The sequence below is a fragment of the Mycobacteroides immunogenum genome (genome assembly GCF_001605725.1).
Taxonomy (GTDB): Bacteria; Actinomycetota; Actinomycetes; order Mycobacteriales; family Mycobacteriaceae; genus Mycobacterium; species Mycobacterium immunogenum.
Genome location: NZ_CP011530.1, coordinates 3,722,022 through 3,740,383, shown reverse-complemented (window position 1 = coordinate 3,740,383; position 18,362 = coordinate 3,722,022). Strand labels below are relative to the sequence as shown.

Here is an 18,362-nt window from a genome sequence, read left to right as displayed (position 1 = left end):
GTCTAGGCGGAATGCCGCCTCGTGCTTACGTGCGAAGTCGCGGACCTCGCCAATCAGTTTGGGAGTGTCGCTCCCGACCAGAACGTGAGCAGGCCCCGGATATCGGACAGCTTGCCGCCGCCGCGAAATGCCGTGGTGATGGCCGCGATGCCCTCGCCGTAGTCCACGGCATGGTCACGCATTGCCTGCCGAAAGAGCTTGATCAGCATGACGTGATCAGGAATGTCTTCCAGCAGATCGGCGAAGATATCGCCCGCGTCCGGAGTTGGGAAAGGCGGAAGCTGCACCACAGTGCCCGAGGGGTCCTCGTAGCGCTTGAGCTTGGTGCCCTCGGTATAGAGCGGCGCCCAATCGTATTCGGGCTCCCCCGGCTTGAGCGCAGGACCCTCGGGAGAATCGACCGCCTGGCCCTCGTCACCCACGGGCAGCTCGAGGTTGTCCGAGTGCTCGCGGGCTTCATCTTCGGCGACCTCATCAGCGGGCGGCTTCGGGGTCGACTTGGTTGCCTTGGTTGCCATGTGAATATTCCTTTTCAGGTGAATTGCCTTGGTATGCCTTGGGTCCCGCCCATCCGCCCCAAGGCAAAACGGACGGGCGGGACTTTGTGAGCGACCGGTGATCGCCTCTCCTAAGCCCCGTCGCCGCTCGGCTCGGGGTCAGGCTCCGGCTCCGGTTCCGGATCAGGTTCCGGGGCCGGGGGAGGCGCTAAGGGGTTCCGCCACCGCCTGCGGGCAGGGGCACAACCTGGCCGTCGTCCAGGTAGATGTAGGCGTTGTTGCCTTGCGAGTCGGGCAGCAGCTTGAGCGTCAGGTCATGGCCCGACAGCTCGCTATGGGCGGTCTTGAAGTCGCCCTTCTCGGACACCTGGGCCAGCGGTGCGACCCACCGCATCGCCTTGAGGCCTTCAGAGCCATCGGAGTAGAAGCTGTCAATCCAGACAGTCTTTTTCGGCAGCATCAGCTTGTTGACCTTGATGGCCAGCCAGTTGCCGTGCGCCTGCGTCGCCTGCGTGTAGGCCACGTTGTCGTCACCGTAGGCCAGCTTGGCGATGTCCCGGTTCATGATCTGCAGTAGCACCATCTGCCACGACACCGAGAACGATTCCTGAAGGAACGCAACGATATCGCCGCCCCAGGCCGCAATCTCATTGATCGATCGGTCCTCGGTGCCGGTCACGCCGTCTTCGGAGACGAAGCCGACATTCTTGAGGTCGGGACTGTGCTCGGTGGCGGGAACGAAGATGTCGTCAGCAGGGGGCAATGCAATGCCCGGCTTGCCGATGAACACGCCGCCGGTAATACCTGGCGCGGTTGGCGAGCCCGAAAACAGTTCCTTGATGTCGCCCGCTGCGCCACCGGGGCCAGCAACAATGGGTCCGGTCATGGTGAATACACCTCTCTGCCCAACGCGGGCAATGTGATTGGGTAAAGATGCCTTGGAGAAATCAGTGCTTGGCTCGGATGAGCCACTCAAGGACGACCTGATAGCGCACGTGCGTTTTCACGTCCGGGTCATCAAGATCAGTTGGGCCACCGAGCTTCCTGGCCTCTGCCACATGCGGATACCCGTCGAACAGGTAGCCCACAGCGGCCTTGCCCAGTCCAGCTACCAGGTTGGCGGTAGCAGCACACCGGGGGCCGTCAATGTCGTAGAGCTGCGCGACGATCTGCGCGCGCGTGGCGATCAGTGAAACGTCAGGGCCACCATTGGAGAACACCCGCAGGAAGCGGTCGGGGCGATTCTTGGTGGGCACCTTCTTGCCGACATGTTGCGCGTGGCCCTGTGCGGCAAGAGCGTTGGCGAAGTAGTCGACGGCAAGCTGATCAACATCCGGATGGACGATGAGCGTCATTGGCGTGCAGCTGCCCGCAGAAGCGAAGATGTGCGCCGCTCATGCCCCATGGCTCGGAACGTTGCGGTGGCCACCGAGACGCGGGCACGGTTCTTGCCGATGTACAGCTCAGCTGTGTAGCTTGGTCCGTCATCGACGGGGCCATTCTTGGCCACGTCGGCGGTTGCCTCATGATCAGCGTTGGCGTCAGTAGCGACCACGTCGCCGACTTCAAGTAGCCTGGCCTGCACCGGTTCCGACTTGCGCAGCTCACGGAAAGCGCGTTTGTTTACGCGGACCTTGGTAACGGTCATCCCTCCACCCTTCGCAGGTTGACGACAGCGCCGAAGTGCTTGCCGAATGGATTGAATTCGGTCGACTCGGGATAGCCGACACATTCAAAGACGTTGCCAGCAAGGGTTACCCGGTCACGCGGGCCATAGGGTTGATCGGGCGGCACCAGTAGCACCACGTCGACAATGACGCGATCCTGGCCGACCAACTTCGGCTCATTCGACATCGCCGGGCCAGCGCCGTACACGGACCGTGCGCTTGCAGGTGCCCACTTGTCTACGAGGTCGCCGTGAGCGTTCTGCGCGTCGGGGATGAAGGCCTCATGCGCGATGACAAACGGTGTGGGGAAGCTCGGCGCGGTCATCGTCCCGAGATGTCGATTGAGAAGGCCTTACCCGCCAGCGCCCAGCGCTGCAGGGCGAGCCTGTCGGCCTTGGTCAGCCAGACACCGCCATTGGCGGCTTCGGCATTCAGGGTCACCGTCTGTGAGAAGACGTGCGCCGCATTAGTGACAGCGGCGGCGGAATCGGTGCGGGCCGACAGGGCACGCGCGGCTACCCGTGAGGTAACGATGCGCACCCTGTCGGGTACCGGGTCGAACACGCGGTCACCGCAGTACGCGAAGACCAGAGCAGAGGCCTCATCGAGCACGCCCGGAAGCCATTCGATCTCATCGCCAGTGAGGTCACGGCGCAGCCGCGCCTCGACATCAGACTGGTCAGCGAGCGCGACCACTTGACCGCTTCCGCGTCCGGCTCGTGCTCGGCCGGGGCTCAGCAACCGGGGTAGATTCGGCCTCGGTGTCCTCGGTGTCCTCGGTGTCCTCGGTGGGCTCCGGCTCAATGGCATCGAGTTCGCCGACTTCGATCAGGTGAGCGCCTACCACCTCGCCCAGTGGGACGGGGTCGCCTGCGCGCAGACGCGCCCCACTGGGCAGGTAGATGACACCGACCAGATCGGATCGAATCGACGGCACTACAACACCTTTGCGGCCATAGACAGGTTGGCATTAGCCAACGTGGGCAGACCGATGGCGGCACTATGAACCCACACGCCGATCGGGTCGCGGGTCTTGAAAGTGCCCAACGCGATGCCAGGGCGGTCAACCTCGGCAATCTCGTAGTCCGGTTCCGTCGACTCCAGGGTGGTACCCCAGACAGTTGCGCCGAGGTCGGTACCTTCCTCATCGTCCACAGCGACCGGCGCGGGCAGCAAGTACAGCTTGTCCTCCGGCAGGACGCGGACAGTCTGCCCGGCCACCTTGGCGCGGCGGTCGAACACCTGAATCGGGGGCAGACCGTAGTCGATCAACACCGACTGAATAAAGGTCTCGGTGACCATGCCCGGTGCGACAGCCGAATTGGTAGCCAAGGCCTTTAACTCGGCGGACAGCATCAGCGCATTCAGTACGCGGCGCGAGGTGAGGATTACGCCCGGCTCGTCGCCGTTCTCATCCACATACGCGTCGCGCCACAGGCGGAGGTCGGTCAGGGGCTTGGAGGCCGGATCGGACCACAGGGTGGCGGCGGTAACGGTGAATGCCGCGCCGCGACCGAAGTCGGCGGTAGCAATGAAACCGTTCTCATTGATAGCGGCCTTGCCGCTGTCAATGACCTTGCCGCGCATCACCTCCATCTTGTCGCTGATGGCGAATGCCAGACGGCGAGCTTCCTTGAGGATGCCCGTCAGTGCCGCGTCCGCATCGACGTTGCCACGCAGGCGCAGCTGGTCGTATTCGGACACACGCACCTTGCGGCCCAGCGGGGGAAGCTCAATGGTGACGCGTTCGGCTCCGGGTGTCTCGCCGATGCTGGTCTCCGCATCGTATGCGCGGTACTCGGCCGCATCCAGAAGACCGTTGGCCCCCTTGACGAATCGGGCAACTATGTCGTTGGTCGTGCGGTTCGGCAGGAACACGGCAAGGGTTCCCTTGCGGCGCTCGCGGTCGGCCAACGCCTCGCGGGCATACCCGGTCAGTGCGGCCGGGGTAATGACATCAGTCCAGAGAGTCATCTTTCATCCCTTCCTTATACGAAGACGAACTGACCGGTGGTGTCCGCGTCAGCGGCAACCGGGGCGGGCAGCTTGGACAAGATCACGCGACCGTGATCGAGCATGGGGGCGACGATGTTGCCGCCGTTGTCGCGGACCGACTGATCGGTGAACAGGAAACCGGCAAGTACACCAGCACCATTGGCGCCACCAGCGGCGTACGGCACATAGGTGTCGCCCACCTTGGCAAGCGGCAAGCCCGACTTAAGCCGACCGTCCGGGTAGTGGGTCGCCTTCGCCAAGGCCGCGCGGTCGATGGTGACCGTCCGGCATGCGTCGGTTCCGTGCTTGGAACCAAGCCAGGACTGATTGCCTGCGCCAAAGGTCTCAGTACGGGTGGTGAGATCCATTGTTTTCCCTCCTTATTCGGGAATCTGAGATAGCGCAGGCGAATCCTGTGCTACGCGTTGGTTGTTGGTCGTGACTTCGCATACAGCTCTTTGCCTGCTGCCAGCGATGACGGCTTAGTCCCGCCACCGCTCGGTGGCTGCCCCTGATGGCCGTTGGGATCGGGGCGCCGGGGACCGCTGTCGGTAGCAGTCAAAAACGGCTTGAGTTCGTCAATTTCGGCGTCAAGCTCGTCATTGGTCGTGCCAGTCAGCTTCTTGGCGAGCGCCACAGGCAGGCCCTTGTCAACGCCATATTGCGTACGCTCAGCCACCGCTGCCTTTGCCTCGGCCTTCGTGCGCGCCTCTGACTCGGCGGTCAGCTTCGACTGCAGGTCGGCGATTTGATCCTGAACCTTGTCGGCGTCGGTCTTATCGCGGTCCTTAATCGACTGCAGCTCAGTTGCACTGGCCTTGAGTGTGTCAAGATCGCCGTACTTGTCGGCAATCTCGGAACGCTGGCGGGTCAGTCGCTCACCGATGATGCGGTCAAGGTCTGCCTGAGTGAACTTGGCGTCAGCGGGTCCCTTACCGGATTCATCGCCATCTGGCGCCGCACCCATCACGGGCCAGATCGGGCCGCGCTTACCGATGGCAAGTGCGGTCAGGCCGGTCAAGGGGTGAACGGGTAGAACTGTCATTGAAATCTCCGTAGCTCGTCAGCAATACCCGGCCGATTCGACGCTGGCCGTCCGCGCCCACGCCCCGCTATGGGGCGGAAGTTTTTTCGCGCTGTTGCGAATCCATCTGGCGCAATACCGCTTTAAAGTCGATGGCGCCGTACTTGCCTTTGGTTTGTCCCGCCTTTTTGGTGGCGGTCACGGCGGCGGCATACTCGGCGTCCCACTGTTCGACATACGGCGGCGGTTCGTAGGAGCCGCCAGGGCGCACAGCCACCGCGATGCAATGGCACCAGTCGTGGTACTTGTCGCCGTACTGCTGCGCCCCGCGTAGCGCACCGATTCGTGCATCGCCGACCTGTCGCCCGCGCCTGCTCGCTTGGCGTGCTGAGCGGAATGTGGAGCGCCGGGCCAGCGCTTCGTCGCGGGTCGTCTGCCCGGCCGCGATGGCGCGGCGGTCAGAGTTTTCGAGGTTCACGCTCCGGCCCGTAACTCCCAAGGCCGACGCCTCGGACGTGTACACAGCGCCGCGTGTGGCGAGCATCTTGCAGAAGTTGCACGCGTTCGCCGAGGCGTAGCGGGCCCACCGGGCGCCCGGCTCGCGCTCCACGTTGTCGGAGATGGTGCGCCGCGACTGATCAAACACCGAGCGCGTCGCCGAGCCCTGTAAAGCCTCGACAGGCTTGCCCTGCGTCAGTGACCAGCGTCCCGAGATGGCTAGCGCCTCAACATCGAGCAGGGGAGCGGCCAGCGTCTCGAACGCGGGTGTTGACGGCGCCACGACAACCGGCTGAGCTTCGTACCAGGTCTGCGTCAAGTCATTCGACGCCGCCAAATACGGCGTGATCACCTGCGGGTAGGCGGCGGTGATGTATGCCATCTGCTCGACCGGCTGCATCCCGGTGATGCGGGCCAGTAGGTCCGCGATTTCGCCGCCAAGCTCAATGGTCAGCCGGGTCAGAAGTAGCTGAAACTCAGCTGCCTCGGTTGGCACTGACCAACTCCGGCGTCACGCCCTGCGGCGGCGCAGGAACCTCTTGCACAGGCGAATTCGACAACCGGTCGACCAACTTGGTGACCGTGTTCTGTCGGCGTTCCTGCTCCATGATCTTCTGATCCGCCTCGGAAATACCGACCTCGCGATATGTCACCTTGGAGGTGGGTTCCAGGATCCTGGACCCGATCAACTTGGAGACGCGGTCAGCGTCCGACGCGGGTGTCGGAGTTGCCGGATTGAGCCAGTTTGGTGCGACACCGCTGACAGCGGCCATGGTCGCCTGTGGGTCGCGGTGCTTGACGATCAGGTAGGCCACCTGGCGCCATGCCCGCGACCACATGCGCTGGCGCAGCAAGGCGCGCTTGACCAGTCGCGATTCCAGTACGCGCACCGCGTCCGCTGACGGCGGGTTGTCGGTGGCGAAACCCAGGTAGTTCCAGGGGATCGCCGACTCAGCCGAAACGTGTTGTAGGTAGTGCTTGATCTGCTCGATGTACGGAGTCGGCGGCGCTGGAGTGAACTGCCCGACCTGCGGCATAGGGTCGCCCGGCTCCGGCATCGGAATGAAGTTCATTCGCGACATGGCGACATTCCATTGCCGGATCAGCTTCTCGCCCGCCGGGGTGTTCTCGTCAATGCCGAACTGTGCCGGGTCAACGCCAAGGCCGTACCGCTGTGGCGCGGTATAGAACTCGCGATTGATTTCCATGCCCAGCAAGGTGCGCCCGATGGCTTCGGTCGCATATCGCACAGGCGGTGTTATCTCAGAGCGGCCCCGAATATCGGAGGGGCGCTCACGGTTTGGGAACTGGACAATCGGCACCACACCGAGGTTGTGTGGGTCGCGCCGAATCTCGCTGACACGGCCGTCACCGCCGCGCGACATCGTGACCGTTGCTTGCGAGGTGTACAGCACCTCTGCGGTGACCGCCGAGGTGATTGGGTCGCGGCGCTGGATAAGACCGGCAGCCTCGGTACGGCGCCGCGAATCCCACAGTACGGTCGTCTCCATCGGAGACTCGGCGCTGACCACCACAGCAGGCTCAGACAGCTCACTGTCGCCCGATCCGACGCCAACAAATCCCATGCCGCAGATCAGCGAATCTACTGACTGGCGCGCTGCCTCAACCTCAAGAGCGTTGTCCCGGTAAGCCTCATCAAGAATGGCGCCGCTGTCGCCGTCGAGCACTGACCAGCCGTCCCACTCGATGCGCTCGGCGAGCACGTCGACCACGATGCCGGGAGTACCTACGAACACCTCAAGGTCGGCGAGATGTGGCGGCACCGCGATGTCGAGATTGCGTGCCTTGTGCTTGCCCTCGTAGAGCGTGTATTTCTTCTCATTGGCGCGGCGGGCTTGAGCCAACTGGCTGCGCAGCCGTCCGAGGTACTGGACTTCCTGACCGGACAACTCGCCGGTGTCCATGAAGCGGGCCAGGTCTGCGGGCGGTGCAACCATCTAGTACACCGCCTTTCTGGTGGTCCGTTTCCGAGGTCCCTTAGTGGTTGCGCCAAGTAGCGCAAGGCTTCCCGACACCAATGGCGCGATGTTTACGGCGTCGTCCGAGCGATCCCAGCCGAAGCCGCCCGCGTCGCGGATCTTGCGTTTCTGGGCCCCGGCGACCGCCTTGGTCAGCGAGTCCTGCCCGCCGTGAGTCAGCAGTGGTAGGCCGTCGTCCTGCAGCTCGGAGTCGATCGCATCCAGCCAGGCACCGCACGCTTTGGCCATGTCCTGCGCCGTGGTTTGACGGGCCCGGCACCGCCGGGCCAGTAGATCGGGCAATAGCGCCGCCGCAGGGGAGGCCGAATCGATCAGGATGTCAATGCGTTTCGATGTCCCGGCCAACCAGTTTTTGCCGGCCGAAATGTCGAAGCCGCTCCACACCTCTTCGACGTGGACCCGGCCACCGTCGAGTGCCCACGCTGCCGAAATGGACAGCTCACGCCCATGGGACATGTCAACGCCGATAGCCGACGGCAGCGTGTCAGCGTCCGGACCGATATCAACCGCCGAGGCCCACAGGCGCTTTGAAATGATGCGCTTGGTTCTGGCGATCTTGTCCCAGATGCCGAGGCCTTCCCGCAGGAATGAGGCCTCACCAAGGATCTTGCGCATGCGGCGCACCGCGCGCTCACTAACACGGTTCGGGAACGCCGGAATGGCCTTGCGCCACTGCGCCTTGTCGCTCGGGTCGCATCCACGATCAGCCGAAAACTCGACGTACAGCGATTCACGTGGCACGTCGTCGTCTTCGTCATCCAGTCCGGCATGGTCCTCGTCGTCGGCCTCGATACCGGCATCGAGACGCTGAGTCGTGAAAAACTCGCTCGGATCTTCCGGCTTGGGCGGTGTGCCCATCGTCAAGATCAGCGGGTTCTTCGCGACGTTCGTGGACGGCGTCATGTCATCCAAGGCCTTCGACGTGAGAATCTGCGCCTCATCGAAAATCAGCACGCCGATGTTCGGGAAGCCACGGCCAAAGCCGCGTTCGCGGGCGCCGAACATGATCACCGAGCCGTTGGTGAAGATGATCTTCTCGTCGCCCGAGCCGCTGTAAATCCGCTTGATGTACGGCTTCACGCTCGGCATGTCGGCCAAGCCCTGCATCGACTCGAAAGTCTCGCGCGCTGTCTTGAACAGGTGCGCGGTCCAGATGCAGCGCAGGCCGGGGTACTTGATGCACAGCGCGAACACAATCGCGCCGATCAGGTAGGTCTTGCCTGACTGGCGCGGTATCGAAATAGTCGTGGTATCGGAGGCGTACAGGCCATCCGGGCGCTTCGCCAAGATCAGGCGCCCCAAATCGTCTTGCCAGTCATCGAATTCGATGCCCAATACCCGGCATATCTCACAGATCGATGGCCACTCGGTGGTGACCATGTCCTCCGGCGGCACCACGTAGCGCGCCTTGGCGTACAGCGCCGGGGCGTCAACGTTCGTGTCGTCGGCGATCTTCACCGCGTGCGCGATGGGGTCCGTCTCGCCTGAAAGCTGGTCCAGCGTGGCGATGTCATCGGCGATGTCCAGCAGACGCCGCGACAGCGCCGCCAAATCGCGAATCGGGGTGTCGGTGCGGTCCACCGCGTCTGCCACCCGAACGCGCATCTTGCCCAGCAGCTCTCGGCGTTCCTTGCGCGACTCGGGGCCGTCGTCAAGGTCCCGCAGAATCTCCATCAACCGCTGCGACAGCGATGCCAGCTCGCGGGTATTGGTCTCGGGGTCAAGCACGACCGGCGCAAGGCGGTCGCGCATCGACTCCAGCAGGTCGGCCTGGTCACCCTCGCGCGCGGCAACCATCACCGACATCGGCCAGCTACCCCGCAGCCGTCCGGCGAACAGTCCCGACCCAATGCAGGCAGTGAGCGCACCACAGCCGGATCACGCCGTCGTGATCGTTGGTGCGGAACGTGTCCCCGCCGCACCCGCAGCGCAGCTCAGTCGCAGTCGGCGCCGCAGGCCGCGAATCGACAATGCCGATCACCAAAAACAGCCAGTCACCCTGGGCATTCGTGCACATCGGCATCGCCATTTCTTCGTCAGTAATCACACCGGGGTTTGGTGGAAAATGCGGTGTGTAGATGCCCGCCTATGCCACGAGGGGCAACTAGGCGGCGGGGGAGGGGAAACCCCCTGGTCAGAGGCTTGCGCGACGTTGCCAACGGCGGCGGCAAGGCTTGTGACCTGTGAAAATGCTCGAGGTCAGCAAACGGTGCATCGTTTTTCAGCTACCACCATTTGCGTTCGGTGACGAAGTTGGCGCCGATGTCTTCGGGCAGCTTGTCGCTCTTGTCCCGGTTGCACTTGCGGTGCGATGGCACCTTGTTGTCGAGTGTGTCTGTGCCACCCTTGGCCAAGGGGATGAGGTGGTCAACCTGATAGCTCAGTGGCTCAAGGTGATTGGCCTCGTAGTCGATGGGCTCGCCGCAGTGGTGGCAGGGTGGCCGTCCACGCGCGAGGTAGCGCCTGTGCTTGTCTCGTAGCGTGGTGTTGCGCCGCACTGTCATTGCGGTACAGCCACACTCACGTTGCCGCTGTCGTCAACGGTGAATCTGTAGCCGAGCTGTGCAACAACTGCACGCAAGATCCTGTTGAGCCGGTCCGCTTCTCGTAGCGCCTGCTCTGCCTTCCTCAGTGCGTCGCTGGCGGTCGCATTGGCGTAGTCGGCGGCAGTGCCAGGGGAGTGGTCCACGGCGACTACCGGGCCCTTTCCAAAGCCTCGGTGATGCGGTCTATTTCGTCGTTGGCCCAGTCTTGGCCAGCGGTGTCGTCTTCGATGATTGCCTGTGCCCGTATGCGCTCTGCGTCTCGCAGTGCTCGCATCAGGCCAGCGCTCATCTGCGGGCGAGTGTCCGGGTGGCGTGCTCAGCCTTGGCGACATCGAGCAGCCGGTAGAGGGTGCGGCCGCGAGCATCCTTGCCGCGCTGGGGCAGCCTTACCTTGCACTTGGCGGGTCCGTATCCCCGCGAAGCCCATTGGCGAACGGTGACGGTTTGAACTCCGCACAGGGTGGCGGCTTCCTCGGCGGTGACGAGTGATTCGGCGCCATCGGGCGCGAGCACCGTAGTCATGAACTCCCCTGAAATGCGAAAACCCCTCCGTGTGGACGAAGGGGTTTTGACTGTGGGCATAGCTCTGTCAGTGGCACCGATAATACATGTAACGCACAGGCATTCGCATCCTTGACTGCCGGGCGTGTCTGACTAGGCCAGCTCCCAGGGCTTGCGTAGGTCTGGTGGGTCAATACCCGCGAAGAAGGCAAAGCGGTCCATGGCGACCCTCGCTGTCACCATCGCTATTCGAATGCTCCCGAGGAAGCGGCCAACTGGGATCTTGGCGGGGTAGATTAGGCGCTGGGTTTCAGCATCAAATCGCCCTTCGACCGCATACCTAACCGGCCAATGGAATCCGTGCGCCCGCCCGCTGAGTAGACGCCATTCGGAGAGAACATGGGCGCCGGGCTCCGCGTTCAGAAATCCCGATGGAATCCGGTCGGCTGCGTCTCTTACGATTTTCGAGTCCTTCGGCTTCTTGATGACTTCACTCTTGTCGATGCCTTGGCGTTCTCCGTCGGCGAGCACTCCCTCCATTCGCCGCGTCAGGTTGACGTAATGGTCACCGAGTGGGGGACGTTCGTTTGGGACAAACCAGGTCGATGGGAGGTTCTGGCAGAACTCTCGCTCCGCTTTGCATTGGCCATGCGCCATCACCAGTGCCCTTGTGCGGCGGGTCCTCTCGTCGTCATCGAGAATCCAGAGTGACACCGTCGATCCGGTGAGCGACGAGCGGACGAGTGCGGGATGGCCGACTCCGCGCACTGTCCCCAGGTCGCGCATCGAAGAGCACGCCACATATAGACAATCCAGCGCGCTCTTGATCGGGCTGACGGTCAGCTCGGTCATTGACATGATCGTGAATTCGTCGTTGTCGGTTTGCATTGCCGACCCATTAACGGGCTCGTCATGTTCTTCGATCCAGGCCATGTGCTCTTTGACGACTGCGGTGCAGAGTGTGGAGATGCGCGATGCCTCTTTGTCCGTCATGAAGAACTTGTCAACTTCCGTCATGCGTCAGAGACTAGGGACAATCGCGGGGACGCATTCACAATACTTGGATTCGATTCCACTGCTCGTGCCCGCCAGCTGACATCGCGCCGATGGCTGTCGGTGTCCGGTTGTAGAACAGCCCCATGGCCCGCCCGCCGCGCGACAAGTTCCCAAACGCGTTCATCGGCGACCTTGTGCGCAACGGCAAGGGCTGGACTATTGTCGGGCCGCTGTACTGCCCGAACTGGCACAGTGCCGACGAGCCGGGCTGGAATCAGCGCTGCCCGCCGTGTGAGTGCGGGCAGCGCCATCACATGTGGACTTGTCACTGCGGCGCAAGCATCTACGCACCCAAGCTCGGGGCGGGATGCCGCATTCTCGATGGGCCCGGTTCGTCCCATGAAGCTCTTCAGCACGGCTCTACCCCATGAGCCGGACAATTTCGGCGCCTGTGACCAGAAAGGCGAGTCCAAAGGCGACTGTTGCGAAGTGAGCGTTGACGGCCTTGCCGCTCGATCGGTAGTCAAGGGCCACAAGGCTGCTGACAACAAACCCGAGTACGGTAATGCCCAAGAAGGTGCCGGGGAGTTTGACTACATCCCAGAAGTTATGTCCAGATAGTGGCTGCCACAGCGCATTCCAGTACAGCCACAGCGTAAATGCGGCGGCGAGAGCGGCCCCGAGTCGCCATTGCCATTCGGTATCGCGATGGCCCGCCACTACTACGAGCCCGACCGTGAGCGCTAAACACACGAATGCGGCGATACCCCAGACGGTCATGTCGAACGTGGAGGCAGGAGTGGGGCCGTCAATGTCGGCCAAGTTATTGATGATCATGTCCGCCACGATATGGCCGTCCCGGCAATGCTCCTACTATTTGCAGTTGGACACGCCGGGGTGTTTTGAACTGTGCGTTTCGTTTTGTCTGGATTTGCGCGTTTCGCTTTTGCATGCGCGTCGGCGTGTCTCGGCGTGTCATGTCGGCAAGCTTGCATTGACAACGTGCGTGATGACTGCATTGCTACTAGAAAACGCAACCGCGCCGCGAGACCATCTATCGGTGAATACAACCCCATACTGGGTTCCGCTTGTGGTCGGCGTAATCGGCGTGCTGGGCACGATCATCGGCACTATTGGCGGCGTCCTAATCACGCAACGTCAATCGGACAGTAGGGAGGCCGCAGCTCGGCGACATGAATTAGAGCGCGAGCAGGCCCGTTGGGCGCGTGAGGACTCGGCGAGAACCTTCAAACAACGTAGCGCTGCATACGTCGACTTCTACCGAGCCAGTGTTGCGGCCGGTGAATTGATCACGATCTATTCACTGGGACGCAGGCGCGGCGTAGATGAAGACGAACTGCCGAATCTGTGGGAGGCCACGGTCGAAGAACTCTTCACCTTGCAGATCTATGCGACGCCGAGAGTAGCTGAGCTGGCCGGGGAGGCTAGGGAGCTTTACGAGCAGACTGTGCGAGCCGTGTTGGCCTGGAGAATCGATCACGACGACGAAGATGGCGAAAAGATTGACAGAATCGCGGAGCGGTGGGAGCTGGCGGTCGACAAGCTCTTGGTGGCCATTCGCAATGACCTGGGGATACCTGGCGATACGCCGGGCACGTCGTTACCTAAATTCTCCTAGCTGCCCTGTGTCACAAGCTCTTCGAGCACGATCGATGTCCACAGCGGGTAGTGCTCGCTGCGGATCTGCGTCTGGCAGTTGCCGCACTCAATCCAGTCGCGTTGCACGTCGATGTAGCGCGACAGGGTCCTCATATCGCAGTCGGGGCACGGCGTCGGCAGGGCGATGCGCGGCCGGGTGAGGCCTAGCTGGCTGCGAACTTTGGAGTGCAGCCCATGCCATTCGGCCACGATGTCCGGCGCCCACTGCTGGCGGCACAGCTTCTCGATGCGCACCGACAGGTAGGCGTGAGCGGCGATGACGGCGGCACGCTCACTGGGGTAGTCCTCGCCGGGCGCCTGATGGCCCTGCTCGGCTAGTGAGCTGGCCAGATTGTCGTGCGCTGCCCGTAGGCATACGGCGATCTGTGTGAGCATGTCCGAGGCCCATTCGGCGGGGTGGCCGTAGTCCTTGACCTTGGCGCCGCGCATCTTGTCGCCCTTGTTGGGCGCCGGAAGCTGGTGCAGCTGTACCCAATCGAGCACGACACGCTCCAGCGTGGTGGCGACGCGGCGTTGGCAGCTCTGGCACATGCCGTCTGGCGTGTGGATCGGCTTGCCGTTGTCGCGCTTGCAATCCGGGTGGGCGCACAGGTTGACGTGTGTGCCTTTGGCGATGGTGGTCATGAGTCCCTTTCGGCTTGCAGGCGGCACGGTGGGTACCGGCGGCATGTGTCGGATATGCAGCCCCATGTCTTCTCGGGGGCAATGCATGTGGCCTCCGAGGTGATCATCGGTCGACTCGCATGGATTCGATGACACGAACGGTGTCGTCGGCGTTGTCCGGCGTGAAGCTGACTTCGATGGATTGTGTTCCGTCGCCGTGGGTGTGGGTGCTGATCGACCGGACTTCACCCGTGAGGGCTACCCCGTTGATCCACAGCGTGCGGCGGGTGATGGGCGGGGCGACGGGCGGCGGCGGTAGGGCGTCTATCGCGGCGTACAACTTGGCCGCTTCGTCAGGCTCTAGGGCGCGTGGCGCACCAACCAGGGAGCGAGTTGTCGTAAGACCCAACTCGGCAGCTGCGAGCTGCCGTATCCGGTTCTGCAGGCCTGCCCAGTGCACCTCGGCGAGCGAGTGGCCACTACCAATCACCGAACCAATGAAGCGCCAGTCTTGCCCGCCCTGGTTGTAGTACAGATGCCCAGCCCGGACCATGTACCGCTTATGACCGCCGATGGCGCCCCAGTCGGCATGGTCGTCACGGTCCCACGTGATCGCGGTCATGCTGACACCTCGGCAGCTGCCGGGGCCTTGTCCTCGGTGCGAGCCACAGGGGCAGCTGGCTCAGCGGCGAGCACTCGCCGCGCCGGAGGGTCTGCCAGGTAGTCGATGGCCCGTCGCAGCGCCTCGGGTCCGTACCGGCCAATGACGACGTGGTTGCAAGTTGTGCAGAGCAGGCCACGCACCGCCTCGCGTGTGTTCCCGAGCTTGTGGTCGTGGTCGACGGCTAGCCGCTTCGTGATGCCCTTGGCCCGTCCGCAGATGGCGCAGGCACCGCCCTGCACGGCCAGAATCGCCTCGTATTCGGTCTCAGTGATTCCGTAGGTGTTCTCGACCATCCGGCCGTGGTTCTTGCGCCGGACAGCCTTCTGGCGGGCTCTGCGGTGCGTCTCGCAGCGGGGGCCGGGCCACGGGGCAGGCCGCAGTGTCTCGATGCCCTCGGCGAGGCAGTCCTTGCATTTGGGCTTCGGCTTGGACTTCGTGGTGGTCATCTCAATCCTCTCAGTTGTGGTTGTTAACTGGCTTTTCCGGCGTAGCTAAGGTGTCAGTGGTGTCAGCGATGACACTTCGTGCGCGCACCCCCCAAGCCCCTGAACTGGGGTGGCGCATACGTACACGAATCTCTCTTATATGCATAGTTGTATATATGACCAGTTAGAGACGTTTATTAGGGCACCCTTGGTGTCAGCGGTGTCAGTGGCGAGTTGCTGACACCTACTGTCAGCGCTGACACCACTGACACCGTTTGCTGGAGTCATGACCACACCCACCTTTGAGCGCGTCCGGCAGCGGCGTTGACGTGGGCCTTGCCGTCGCCCTGCAATACCGCCAATGCCTGCTCACTGAAGGGCTGCAAACGTGCGGCGAGCTTGCGCCGCACCTCTCTGCCGGTGAGTCCGTCATCCCCGGCTTTACGTAGAAGCTCCGACACCTTCTCGATGGATCGAGCCATCAGGGCGCCGTCTTCGACCGCCTTCTCGATGTCAGCAGCCGACTTGGCCACCCCGGCAAGGCGCCCCTTCTGGCGCGCCTCTTCGGCCTCGGAAGCCGCCAGCTGATCGAGCACCCATTGGCGCACCGCGTCGGACACCGCTGCCGCGACGCCGGACAGGCGCCAGTCGTCCGAATCCATCGCTGACCGGCCGTCCAGGATCGCCAAGGCGTAGGCGAACTTCTCGCGGGCGAACAGGGCATGCGAATTCAGTGCCGCCGTCTCTCCGCGCGCCTGTGAGGCCCGTGTAGTCACGATCAGGCCTTCGCACTCCGATGGCACCCGCAGGGTGGCCGGATACTGCCAATCGGTCAGCCGTGGCAGCTGCAAGGCGCCATTGAATGTGGGCCGCACCGCCGCGATGCGTGGGTCGGTCGCCGGGAACCACATGAACCGCTGCGGTGTCCCTCCGTCGGCGTCTGCGAACATCGCCCTGGTGCGGCCCGGCTGAGCGGCGCACACCAGCGTCATCCGGTACGAGTGCGCCGGAAGCACCGGCAGCCGGTTGCCTTTGCGGTACGCGAAGCCCAGCGACCCGCCCGTGAACGCCGACCGCAAGATCGGCATCACTGTCGAGCCGCTGCGCCCCGCGACCGCCGAATACGAATCAATCTCATCGACCGAGAACAGGATCGACCGGTGCCCGGTCACCAGGTCCTTGACGGTGCCGTCGTCGTTGCGCTCGCCGAAGGCTTCGATGAGGCCTTCGCCGCTGCCCAGGTTCAACGTCTTAACCGCATGCGGTATCAGCTCTTCGGCGATTTCCATCGCCGTCGACTTGCCGCCCCCGGACTCAGCGGCCAGCATCGCGAACCAATTCAGCGAGCCGCCCTTGGAACCGATGATGGCGGGCAGCTTGATGTGTGGGTCGACCAGCGCCAGGGCTCGTGCCGCACTGCACGCCAGCACCGCCCACGGTGAACACATGCCGGCAAGGGCGGCGGTATACACCGTGCTCAGCGACGTGCGTGACTGCCAGAAGTCGCCTTCAAAGTCGCGCACGTCAATCCGCGGTGGCTCGGTCGGCGGCAAATCGACCGGGCCCGCCGCCACTGGCGTATAGCTGGTGTTCTCGGCGTACCGGGGCTGCTGGCGTCCCGACTCCAAGCCGCTGCGGATGGTGCGCTCAATCTCGCGGTCCGTCATCGGCGTTCCCGCCGTCGACCGTGCCGCCGCCGTCAATGAGTCGATCACCTCGTCCTCGGTGAGCCCGTGTGGCACGAGCTGGCCCAGGTTGAACGCCGAGATGTTCAGCTGGTCGTTGCGCCTGCCCTCCCCGGTGGAGGCCATGGTGACCATTTCCTGTTCCAGCGCCGCCCGGTAGTAGGGCGCGGTGTCGCGGGCGGTGGACGCTGTGCGTGCCACCGGGCGGCGCTCCGGCTTGAGCCCGATACCAAGGCGCTCCATGTTCTCGAATAGGTCATCTCCGCTCACAGGCCTTCGGCCCCACGGATCGCATCGACCAAACGCTCCGGGCGTGTGCGCCTGTCGCCGCGCCACCGCCACAGGGTCGGCTGCCATGCACTGGTGCGGCGTTCATCGTCATAGAGCAGCGGGGGATGGTCACCAAGCGACTTGAGGTAGGCGCGGCGCACAGTGCCCGAGGCGCCAGGACCGCCGTGGCCGACCGCGATCAGCCCGATCGGATTGACGTGCAAGCCGCTGGCGGCAGTCAGCTCAATGAAGACGCGCTGCAGCGGAGGCCACGACGAGCCCCGGCCTTGGCGACGGCGGGGCGGCTCATCCTGCTCGCGGGTGACCGCAACATTGATCCAGGGTCCCCAAGGCGTCCCGAGGCCGTCCAGTTCCCACCACGTTCCGGGAGCCTGCGGTGAACCCCAGTAGCGCAGCAGGGCGAGGCCATTCGGTCGTGGATGCGTGACCGACTGGCGCCCGCCGCGACCCGGAACCATATAGAACTCCGGTAATGTGACCGGCTCCACCGTGCAGGGCATGGGGCCGCGTGGCGCCCGCATGACTTCCGGCAATGGCATCGTGTAGGCCTCGTCCAGCCAGCCCATGCCTGGTCCGCGCAGCTCGTCACCTCGCGGACCCATCGGCCGGACGAAGACGCGGCTGCCGTCATCAAGGTGACCTATGTCAGTGAACGGGGGGCGGACGAACGGCGGGCGCGGAAACTGCACTTCCGGCGGCAGATTCGGCGTAGCACCAGCGAGCCAACTGGCCCGCTGCTCACACTGCCACTGCTCCAAGGCCGGACCGTCCCCGGTCAACGCATCAATGAAGTCACGGGCCGCCTGTAGCTGCCGGTAGCACCGCTGCATCGGGTCGCCGTCTACAAGCTCCCTTATCGGGTCACCCAGGTTGCCGAACATCCGAGCCGCCACGTCCTCGCGCCCCATCGACCGCCGCATAGGCCAGCGGAGATGATGCTGCCAGCGGTACCGAATACGTTGCGGCCCAGTCGCGAACGCGCCAGGGCAGGACAGTGCGCGCCCATGGTTATGCCGGTCATACTCGCCAAGGTGGTCATGGTCGACGCCGGTCCACGGCGAGCCGTGCCAGGCTCCTTTACACAGGGCGCACCGGTCAAGGTCACCGGCAATGACCTCTGCGCGGCGCTCGGCGGCGTACTCACCTCCCGCCATCTGCTCATCGACCAGGGCGTTGATAGCGTCCAGCACCGACTGTTCCGGGTTAGCGGTCATCGCTCCAATTCCTTGCATGATTGGCAGAGATAATTTCGGGATTACCTTCGATGCGCGGCATGATTACGATGTATTC

The 18,362-nt window shown here is 63.5% G+C and carries 26 protein-coding genes; 2 read left to right on the top strand and 24 right to left on the bottom strand.

All coding sequences use genetic code 11. From position 1 onward, the window contains the following. Positions 1–53: 53 nt before the first annotated feature. From ABG82_RS18565 to ABG82_RS18480, 18 genes are all read right to left on the bottom strand, one after another. On the bottom strand, positions 54–518 hold the full coding sequence (locus ABG82_RS18565) for a hypothetical protein (RefSeq protein WP_043077878.1): 465 nt from the start codon (positions 516–518) through the stop codon (positions 54–56). A gap of 187 nt (positions 519–705) precedes the next feature. Continuing rightward, positions 706–1,383 (bottom strand): hypothetical protein, encoded by a 678-nt coding sequence (locus tag ABG82_RS18560; protein ID WP_043077879.1) that lies wholly within the window; start codon positions 1,381–1,383, stop codon positions 706–708. A gap of 61 nt (positions 1,384–1,444) precedes the next feature. After that, positions 1,445–1,852, bottom strand: a complete 408-nt coding sequence (locus tag ABG82_RS18555; protein WP_043077880.1) for a hypothetical protein — start codon at positions 1,850–1,852, stop codon at positions 1,445–1,447. Continuing rightward, complete coding sequence (locus ABG82_RS18550; RefSeq protein ID WP_043077881.1) at positions 1,849–2,145, bottom strand: hypothetical protein; 297 nt, start codon at positions 2,143–2,145, stop codon at positions 1,849–1,851. Before ABG82_RS18550 ends, ABG82_RS18555 begins: the two co-directional genes overlap by 4 nt. Beyond that, a complete protein-coding gene (locus tag ABG82_RS18545) occupies positions 2,142–2,489 on the bottom strand; it encodes a hypothetical protein (RefSeq protein WP_043077882.1) in 348 nt (115 codons plus the stop codon). The genes ABG82_RS18550 and ABG82_RS18545 overlap by 4 nt, the downstream gene beginning before the upstream one ends. Next, positions 2,486–2,860 (bottom strand): hypothetical protein, encoded by a 375-nt coding sequence (locus ABG82_RS18540; RefSeq protein WP_043077883.1) that lies wholly within the window; start codon positions 2,858–2,860, stop codon positions 2,486–2,488. Before ABG82_RS18540 ends, ABG82_RS18545 begins: the two co-directional genes overlap by 4 nt. Then, entirely contained in the window at positions 2,844–3,101 is a 258-nt protein-coding gene (locus tag ABG82_RS18535; protein WP_062826698.1) for a hypothetical protein, read from the bottom strand. The genes ABG82_RS18540 and ABG82_RS18535 overlap by 17 nt, the downstream gene beginning before the upstream one ends. Next, positions 3,101–4,138 carry a major capsid protein gene (locus ABG82_RS18530; protein WP_043077885.1) on the bottom strand — a complete coding sequence of 346 codons (1,038 nt, stop codon included), beginning with the start codon at positions 4,136–4,138 and terminating at the stop codon, positions 3,101–3,103. Before ABG82_RS18530 ends, ABG82_RS18535 begins: the two co-directional genes overlap by 1 nt. Positions 4,139–4,152: 14 nt before the next feature. Then, complete coding sequence (locus ABG82_RS18525; RefSeq protein WP_043077886.1) at positions 4,153–4,527, bottom strand: hypothetical protein; 375 nt, start codon at positions 4,525–4,527, stop codon at positions 4,153–4,155. A 50-nt stretch (positions 4,528–4,577) separates the two neighbouring features. After that, on the bottom strand, positions 4,578–5,204 hold the full coding sequence (locus ABG82_RS18520; protein ID WP_234708023.1) for a DUF4355 domain-containing protein: 627 nt from the start codon (positions 5,202–5,204) through the stop codon (positions 4,578–4,580). A 67-nt stretch (positions 5,205–5,271) separates the two neighbouring features. Next, complete coding sequence (locus ABG82_RS18515; RefSeq protein WP_043077887.1) at positions 5,272–6,177, bottom strand: VG15 protein; 906 nt, start codon at positions 6,175–6,177, stop codon at positions 5,272–5,274. After that, positions 6,158–7,639 carry a phage portal protein gene (locus tag ABG82_RS18510; RefSeq protein ID WP_043077888.1) on the bottom strand — a complete coding sequence of 494 codons (1,482 nt, stop codon included), beginning with the start codon at positions 7,637–7,639 and terminating at the stop codon, positions 6,158–6,160. Before ABG82_RS18510 ends, ABG82_RS18515 begins: the two co-directional genes overlap by 20 nt. Continuing rightward, on the bottom strand, positions 7,640–9,487 hold the full coding sequence (locus ABG82_RS18505; RefSeq protein ID WP_043077889.1) for a terminase large subunit domain-containing protein: 1,848 nt from the start codon (positions 9,485–9,487) through the stop codon (positions 7,640–7,642). It lies immediately after the preceding gene. 419 nt (positions 9,488–9,906) lie between these two features. Next, positions 9,907–10,185 carry an HNH endonuclease domain-containing protein gene (locus tag ABG82_RS18495; RefSeq protein ID WP_043077891.1) on the bottom strand — a complete coding sequence of 93 codons (279 nt, stop codon included), beginning with the start codon at positions 10,183–10,185 and terminating at the stop codon, positions 9,907–9,909. Beyond that, entirely contained in the window at positions 10,182–10,370 is a 189-nt protein-coding gene (locus tag ABG82_RS18490; RefSeq protein WP_043077892.1) for a hypothetical protein, read from the bottom strand. The genes ABG82_RS18495 and ABG82_RS18490 overlap by 4 nt, the downstream gene beginning before the upstream one ends. A gap of 5 nt (positions 10,371–10,375) precedes the next feature. After that, the gene (locus ABG82_RS28300) at positions 10,376–10,516 is read right to left on the bottom strand and encodes a hypothetical protein (protein WP_016343093.1); all 141 of its coding nucleotides are present in this window, start codon (positions 10,514–10,516) and stop codon (positions 10,376–10,378) included. Then, positions 10,513–10,749, bottom strand: a complete 237-nt coding sequence (locus ABG82_RS18485; RefSeq protein ID WP_043077893.1) for a hypothetical protein — start codon at positions 10,747–10,749, stop codon at positions 10,513–10,515. The genes ABG82_RS28300 and ABG82_RS18485 overlap by 4 nt, the downstream gene beginning before the upstream one ends. Positions 10,750–10,881: 132 nt before the next feature. After that, positions 10,882–11,745: a hypothetical protein gene (locus ABG82_RS18480; RefSeq protein WP_043077894.1), complete on the bottom strand. Its 864-nt coding sequence runs from the start codon at positions 11,743–11,745 to the stop codon at positions 10,882–10,884. 122 nt (positions 11,746–11,867) lie between these two features. Here ABG82_RS18480 and ABG82_RS27790 point away from each other — a divergent pair, with 122 nt between their 5' ends. Next, positions 11,868–12,155, top strand: coding sequence for a hypothetical protein (locus ABG82_RS27790; RefSeq protein WP_078343296.1), 288 nt, complete (start codon positions 11,868–11,870; stop codon positions 12,153–12,155). Here the strand turns inward: ABG82_RS27790 and ABG82_RS18475 are convergent. Continuing rightward, positions 12,145–12,561, bottom strand: a complete 417-nt coding sequence (locus ABG82_RS18475) for a hypothetical protein (protein ID WP_054173210.1) — start codon at positions 12,559–12,561, stop codon at positions 12,145–12,147. The two genes, ABG82_RS27790 and ABG82_RS18475, sit on opposite strands and share 11 nt — an antisense overlap. 46 nt (positions 12,562–12,607) lie before the next feature. Here ABG82_RS18475 and ABG82_RS18470 point away from each other — a divergent pair, with 46 nt between their 5' ends. Further along, a complete protein-coding gene (locus ABG82_RS18470; protein WP_131676257.1) occupies positions 12,608–13,363 on the top strand; it encodes a hypothetical protein in 756 nt (251 codons plus the stop codon). Here ABG82_RS18470 and ABG82_RS18465 read toward each other — a convergent pair. From ABG82_RS18465 to ABG82_RS18445, 5 genes are all read right to left on the bottom strand, one after another. Then, positions 13,360–14,028 (bottom strand): hypothetical protein, encoded by a 669-nt coding sequence (locus tag ABG82_RS18465; RefSeq protein ID WP_043077959.1) that lies wholly within the window; start codon positions 14,026–14,028, stop codon positions 13,360–13,362. The two genes, ABG82_RS18470 and ABG82_RS18465, sit on opposite strands and share 4 nt — an antisense overlap. A gap of 103 nt (positions 14,029–14,131) precedes the next feature. Continuing rightward, positions 14,132–14,629, bottom strand: coding sequence for a hypothetical protein (locus tag ABG82_RS18460; RefSeq protein WP_043077897.1), 498 nt, complete (start codon positions 14,627–14,629; stop codon positions 14,132–14,134). Next, entirely contained in the window at positions 14,626–15,117 is a 492-nt protein-coding gene (locus tag ABG82_RS18455; protein ID WP_043077898.1) for an endonuclease VII domain-containing protein, read from the bottom strand. Before ABG82_RS18455 ends, ABG82_RS18460 begins: the two co-directional genes overlap by 4 nt. A gap of 263 nt (positions 15,118–15,380) precedes the next feature. Further along, entirely contained in the window at positions 15,381–17,051 is a 1,671-nt protein-coding gene (locus ABG82_RS18450; protein ID WP_043077899.1) for a DNA primase, read from the bottom strand. After that, on the bottom strand, positions 17,048–18,286 hold the full coding sequence (locus ABG82_RS18445) for a hypothetical protein (protein ID WP_043077900.1): 1,239 nt from the start codon (positions 18,284–18,286) through the stop codon (positions 17,048–17,050). Before ABG82_RS18445 ends, ABG82_RS18450 begins: the two co-directional genes overlap by 4 nt. Positions 18,287–18,362: the final 76 nt, after the last annotated feature.

Bases quoted from the DNA above. Each gene is read 5' to 3' on its own strand.
- ABG82_RS18565 (WP_043077878.1), bottom strand. From the start codon at position 518: ATGGCAACCAAGGCAACCAAGTCGACCCCGAAGCCGCCCGCTGATGAG.
- ABG82_RS18525 (WP_043077886.1), bottom strand. From the start codon at position 4,527: ATGGATCTCACCACCCGTACTGAGACCTTTGGCGCAGGCAATCAGTCC.
- ABG82_RS18480 (WP_043077894.1), bottom strand. From the start codon at position 11,745: ATGACGGAAGTTGACAAGTTCTTCATGACGGACAAAGAGGCATCGCGC.
- ABG82_RS18555 (WP_043077880.1), bottom strand. From the start codon at position 1,852: ATGACGCTCATCGTCCATCCGGATGTTGATCAGCTTGCCGTCGACTAC.
- ABG82_RS18530 (WP_043077885.1), bottom strand. From the start codon at position 4,138: ATGACTCTCTGGACTGATGTCATTACCCCGGCCGCACTGACCGGGTAT.
- ABG82_RS18475 (WP_054173210.1), bottom strand. From the start codon at position 12,561: ATGATCATCAATAACTTGGCCGACATTGACGGCCCCACTCCTGCCTCC.
- ABG82_RS18460 (WP_043077897.1), bottom strand. From the start codon at position 14,629: ATGACCGCGATCACGTGGGACCGTGACGACCATGCCGACTGGGGCGCC.
- ABG82_RS18445 (WP_043077900.1), bottom strand. From the start codon at position 18,286: ATGACCGCTAACCCGGAACAGTCGGTGCTGGACGCTATCAACGCCCTG.
- ABG82_RS28300 (WP_016343093.1), bottom strand. From the start codon at position 10,516: ATGAGCGCTGGCCTGATGCGAGCACTGCGAGACGCAGAGCGCATACGG.
- ABG82_RS18495 (WP_043077891.1), bottom strand. From the start codon at position 10,185: ATGACAGTGCGGCGCAACACCACGCTACGAGACAAGCACAGGCGCTAC.
- ABG82_RS18485 (WP_043077893.1), bottom strand. From the start codon at position 10,749: ATGACTACGGTGCTCGCGCCCGATGGCGCCGAATCACTCGTCACCGCC.
- ABG82_RS18560 (WP_043077879.1), bottom strand. From the start codon at position 1,383: ATGACCGGACCCATTGTTGCTGGCCCCGGTGGCGCAGCGGGCGACATC.
- ABG82_RS18520 (WP_234708023.1), bottom strand. From the start codon at position 5,204: ATGACAGTTCTACCCGTTCACCCCTTGACCGGCCTGACCGCACTTGCC.
- ABG82_RS27790 (WP_078343296.1), top strand. From the start codon at position 11,868: ATGGCCCGCCCGCCGCGCGACAAGTTCCCAAACGCGTTCATCGGCGAC.
- ABG82_RS18510 (WP_043077888.1), bottom strand. From the start codon at position 7,639: ATGGTTGCACCGCCCGCAGACCTGGCCCGCTTCATGGACACCGGCGAG.
- ABG82_RS18465 (WP_043077959.1), bottom strand. From the start codon at position 14,028: ATGACCACCATCGCCAAAGGCACACACGTCAACCTGTGCGCCCACCCG.
- ABG82_RS18505 (WP_043077889.1), bottom strand. From the start codon at position 9,487: ATGTCGGTGATGGTTGCCGCGCGCGAGGGTGACCAGGCCGACCTGCTG.
- ABG82_RS18455 (WP_043077898.1), bottom strand. From the start codon at position 15,117: ATGACCACCACGAAGTCCAAGCCGAAGCCCAAATGCAAGGACTGCCTC.
- ABG82_RS18550 (WP_043077881.1), bottom strand. From the start codon at position 2,145: ATGACCGTTACCAAGGTCCGCGTAAACAAACGCGCTTTCCGTGAGCTG.
- ABG82_RS18545 (WP_043077882.1), bottom strand. From the start codon at position 2,489: ATGACCGCGCCGAGCTTCCCCACACCGTTTGTCATCGCGCATGAGGCC.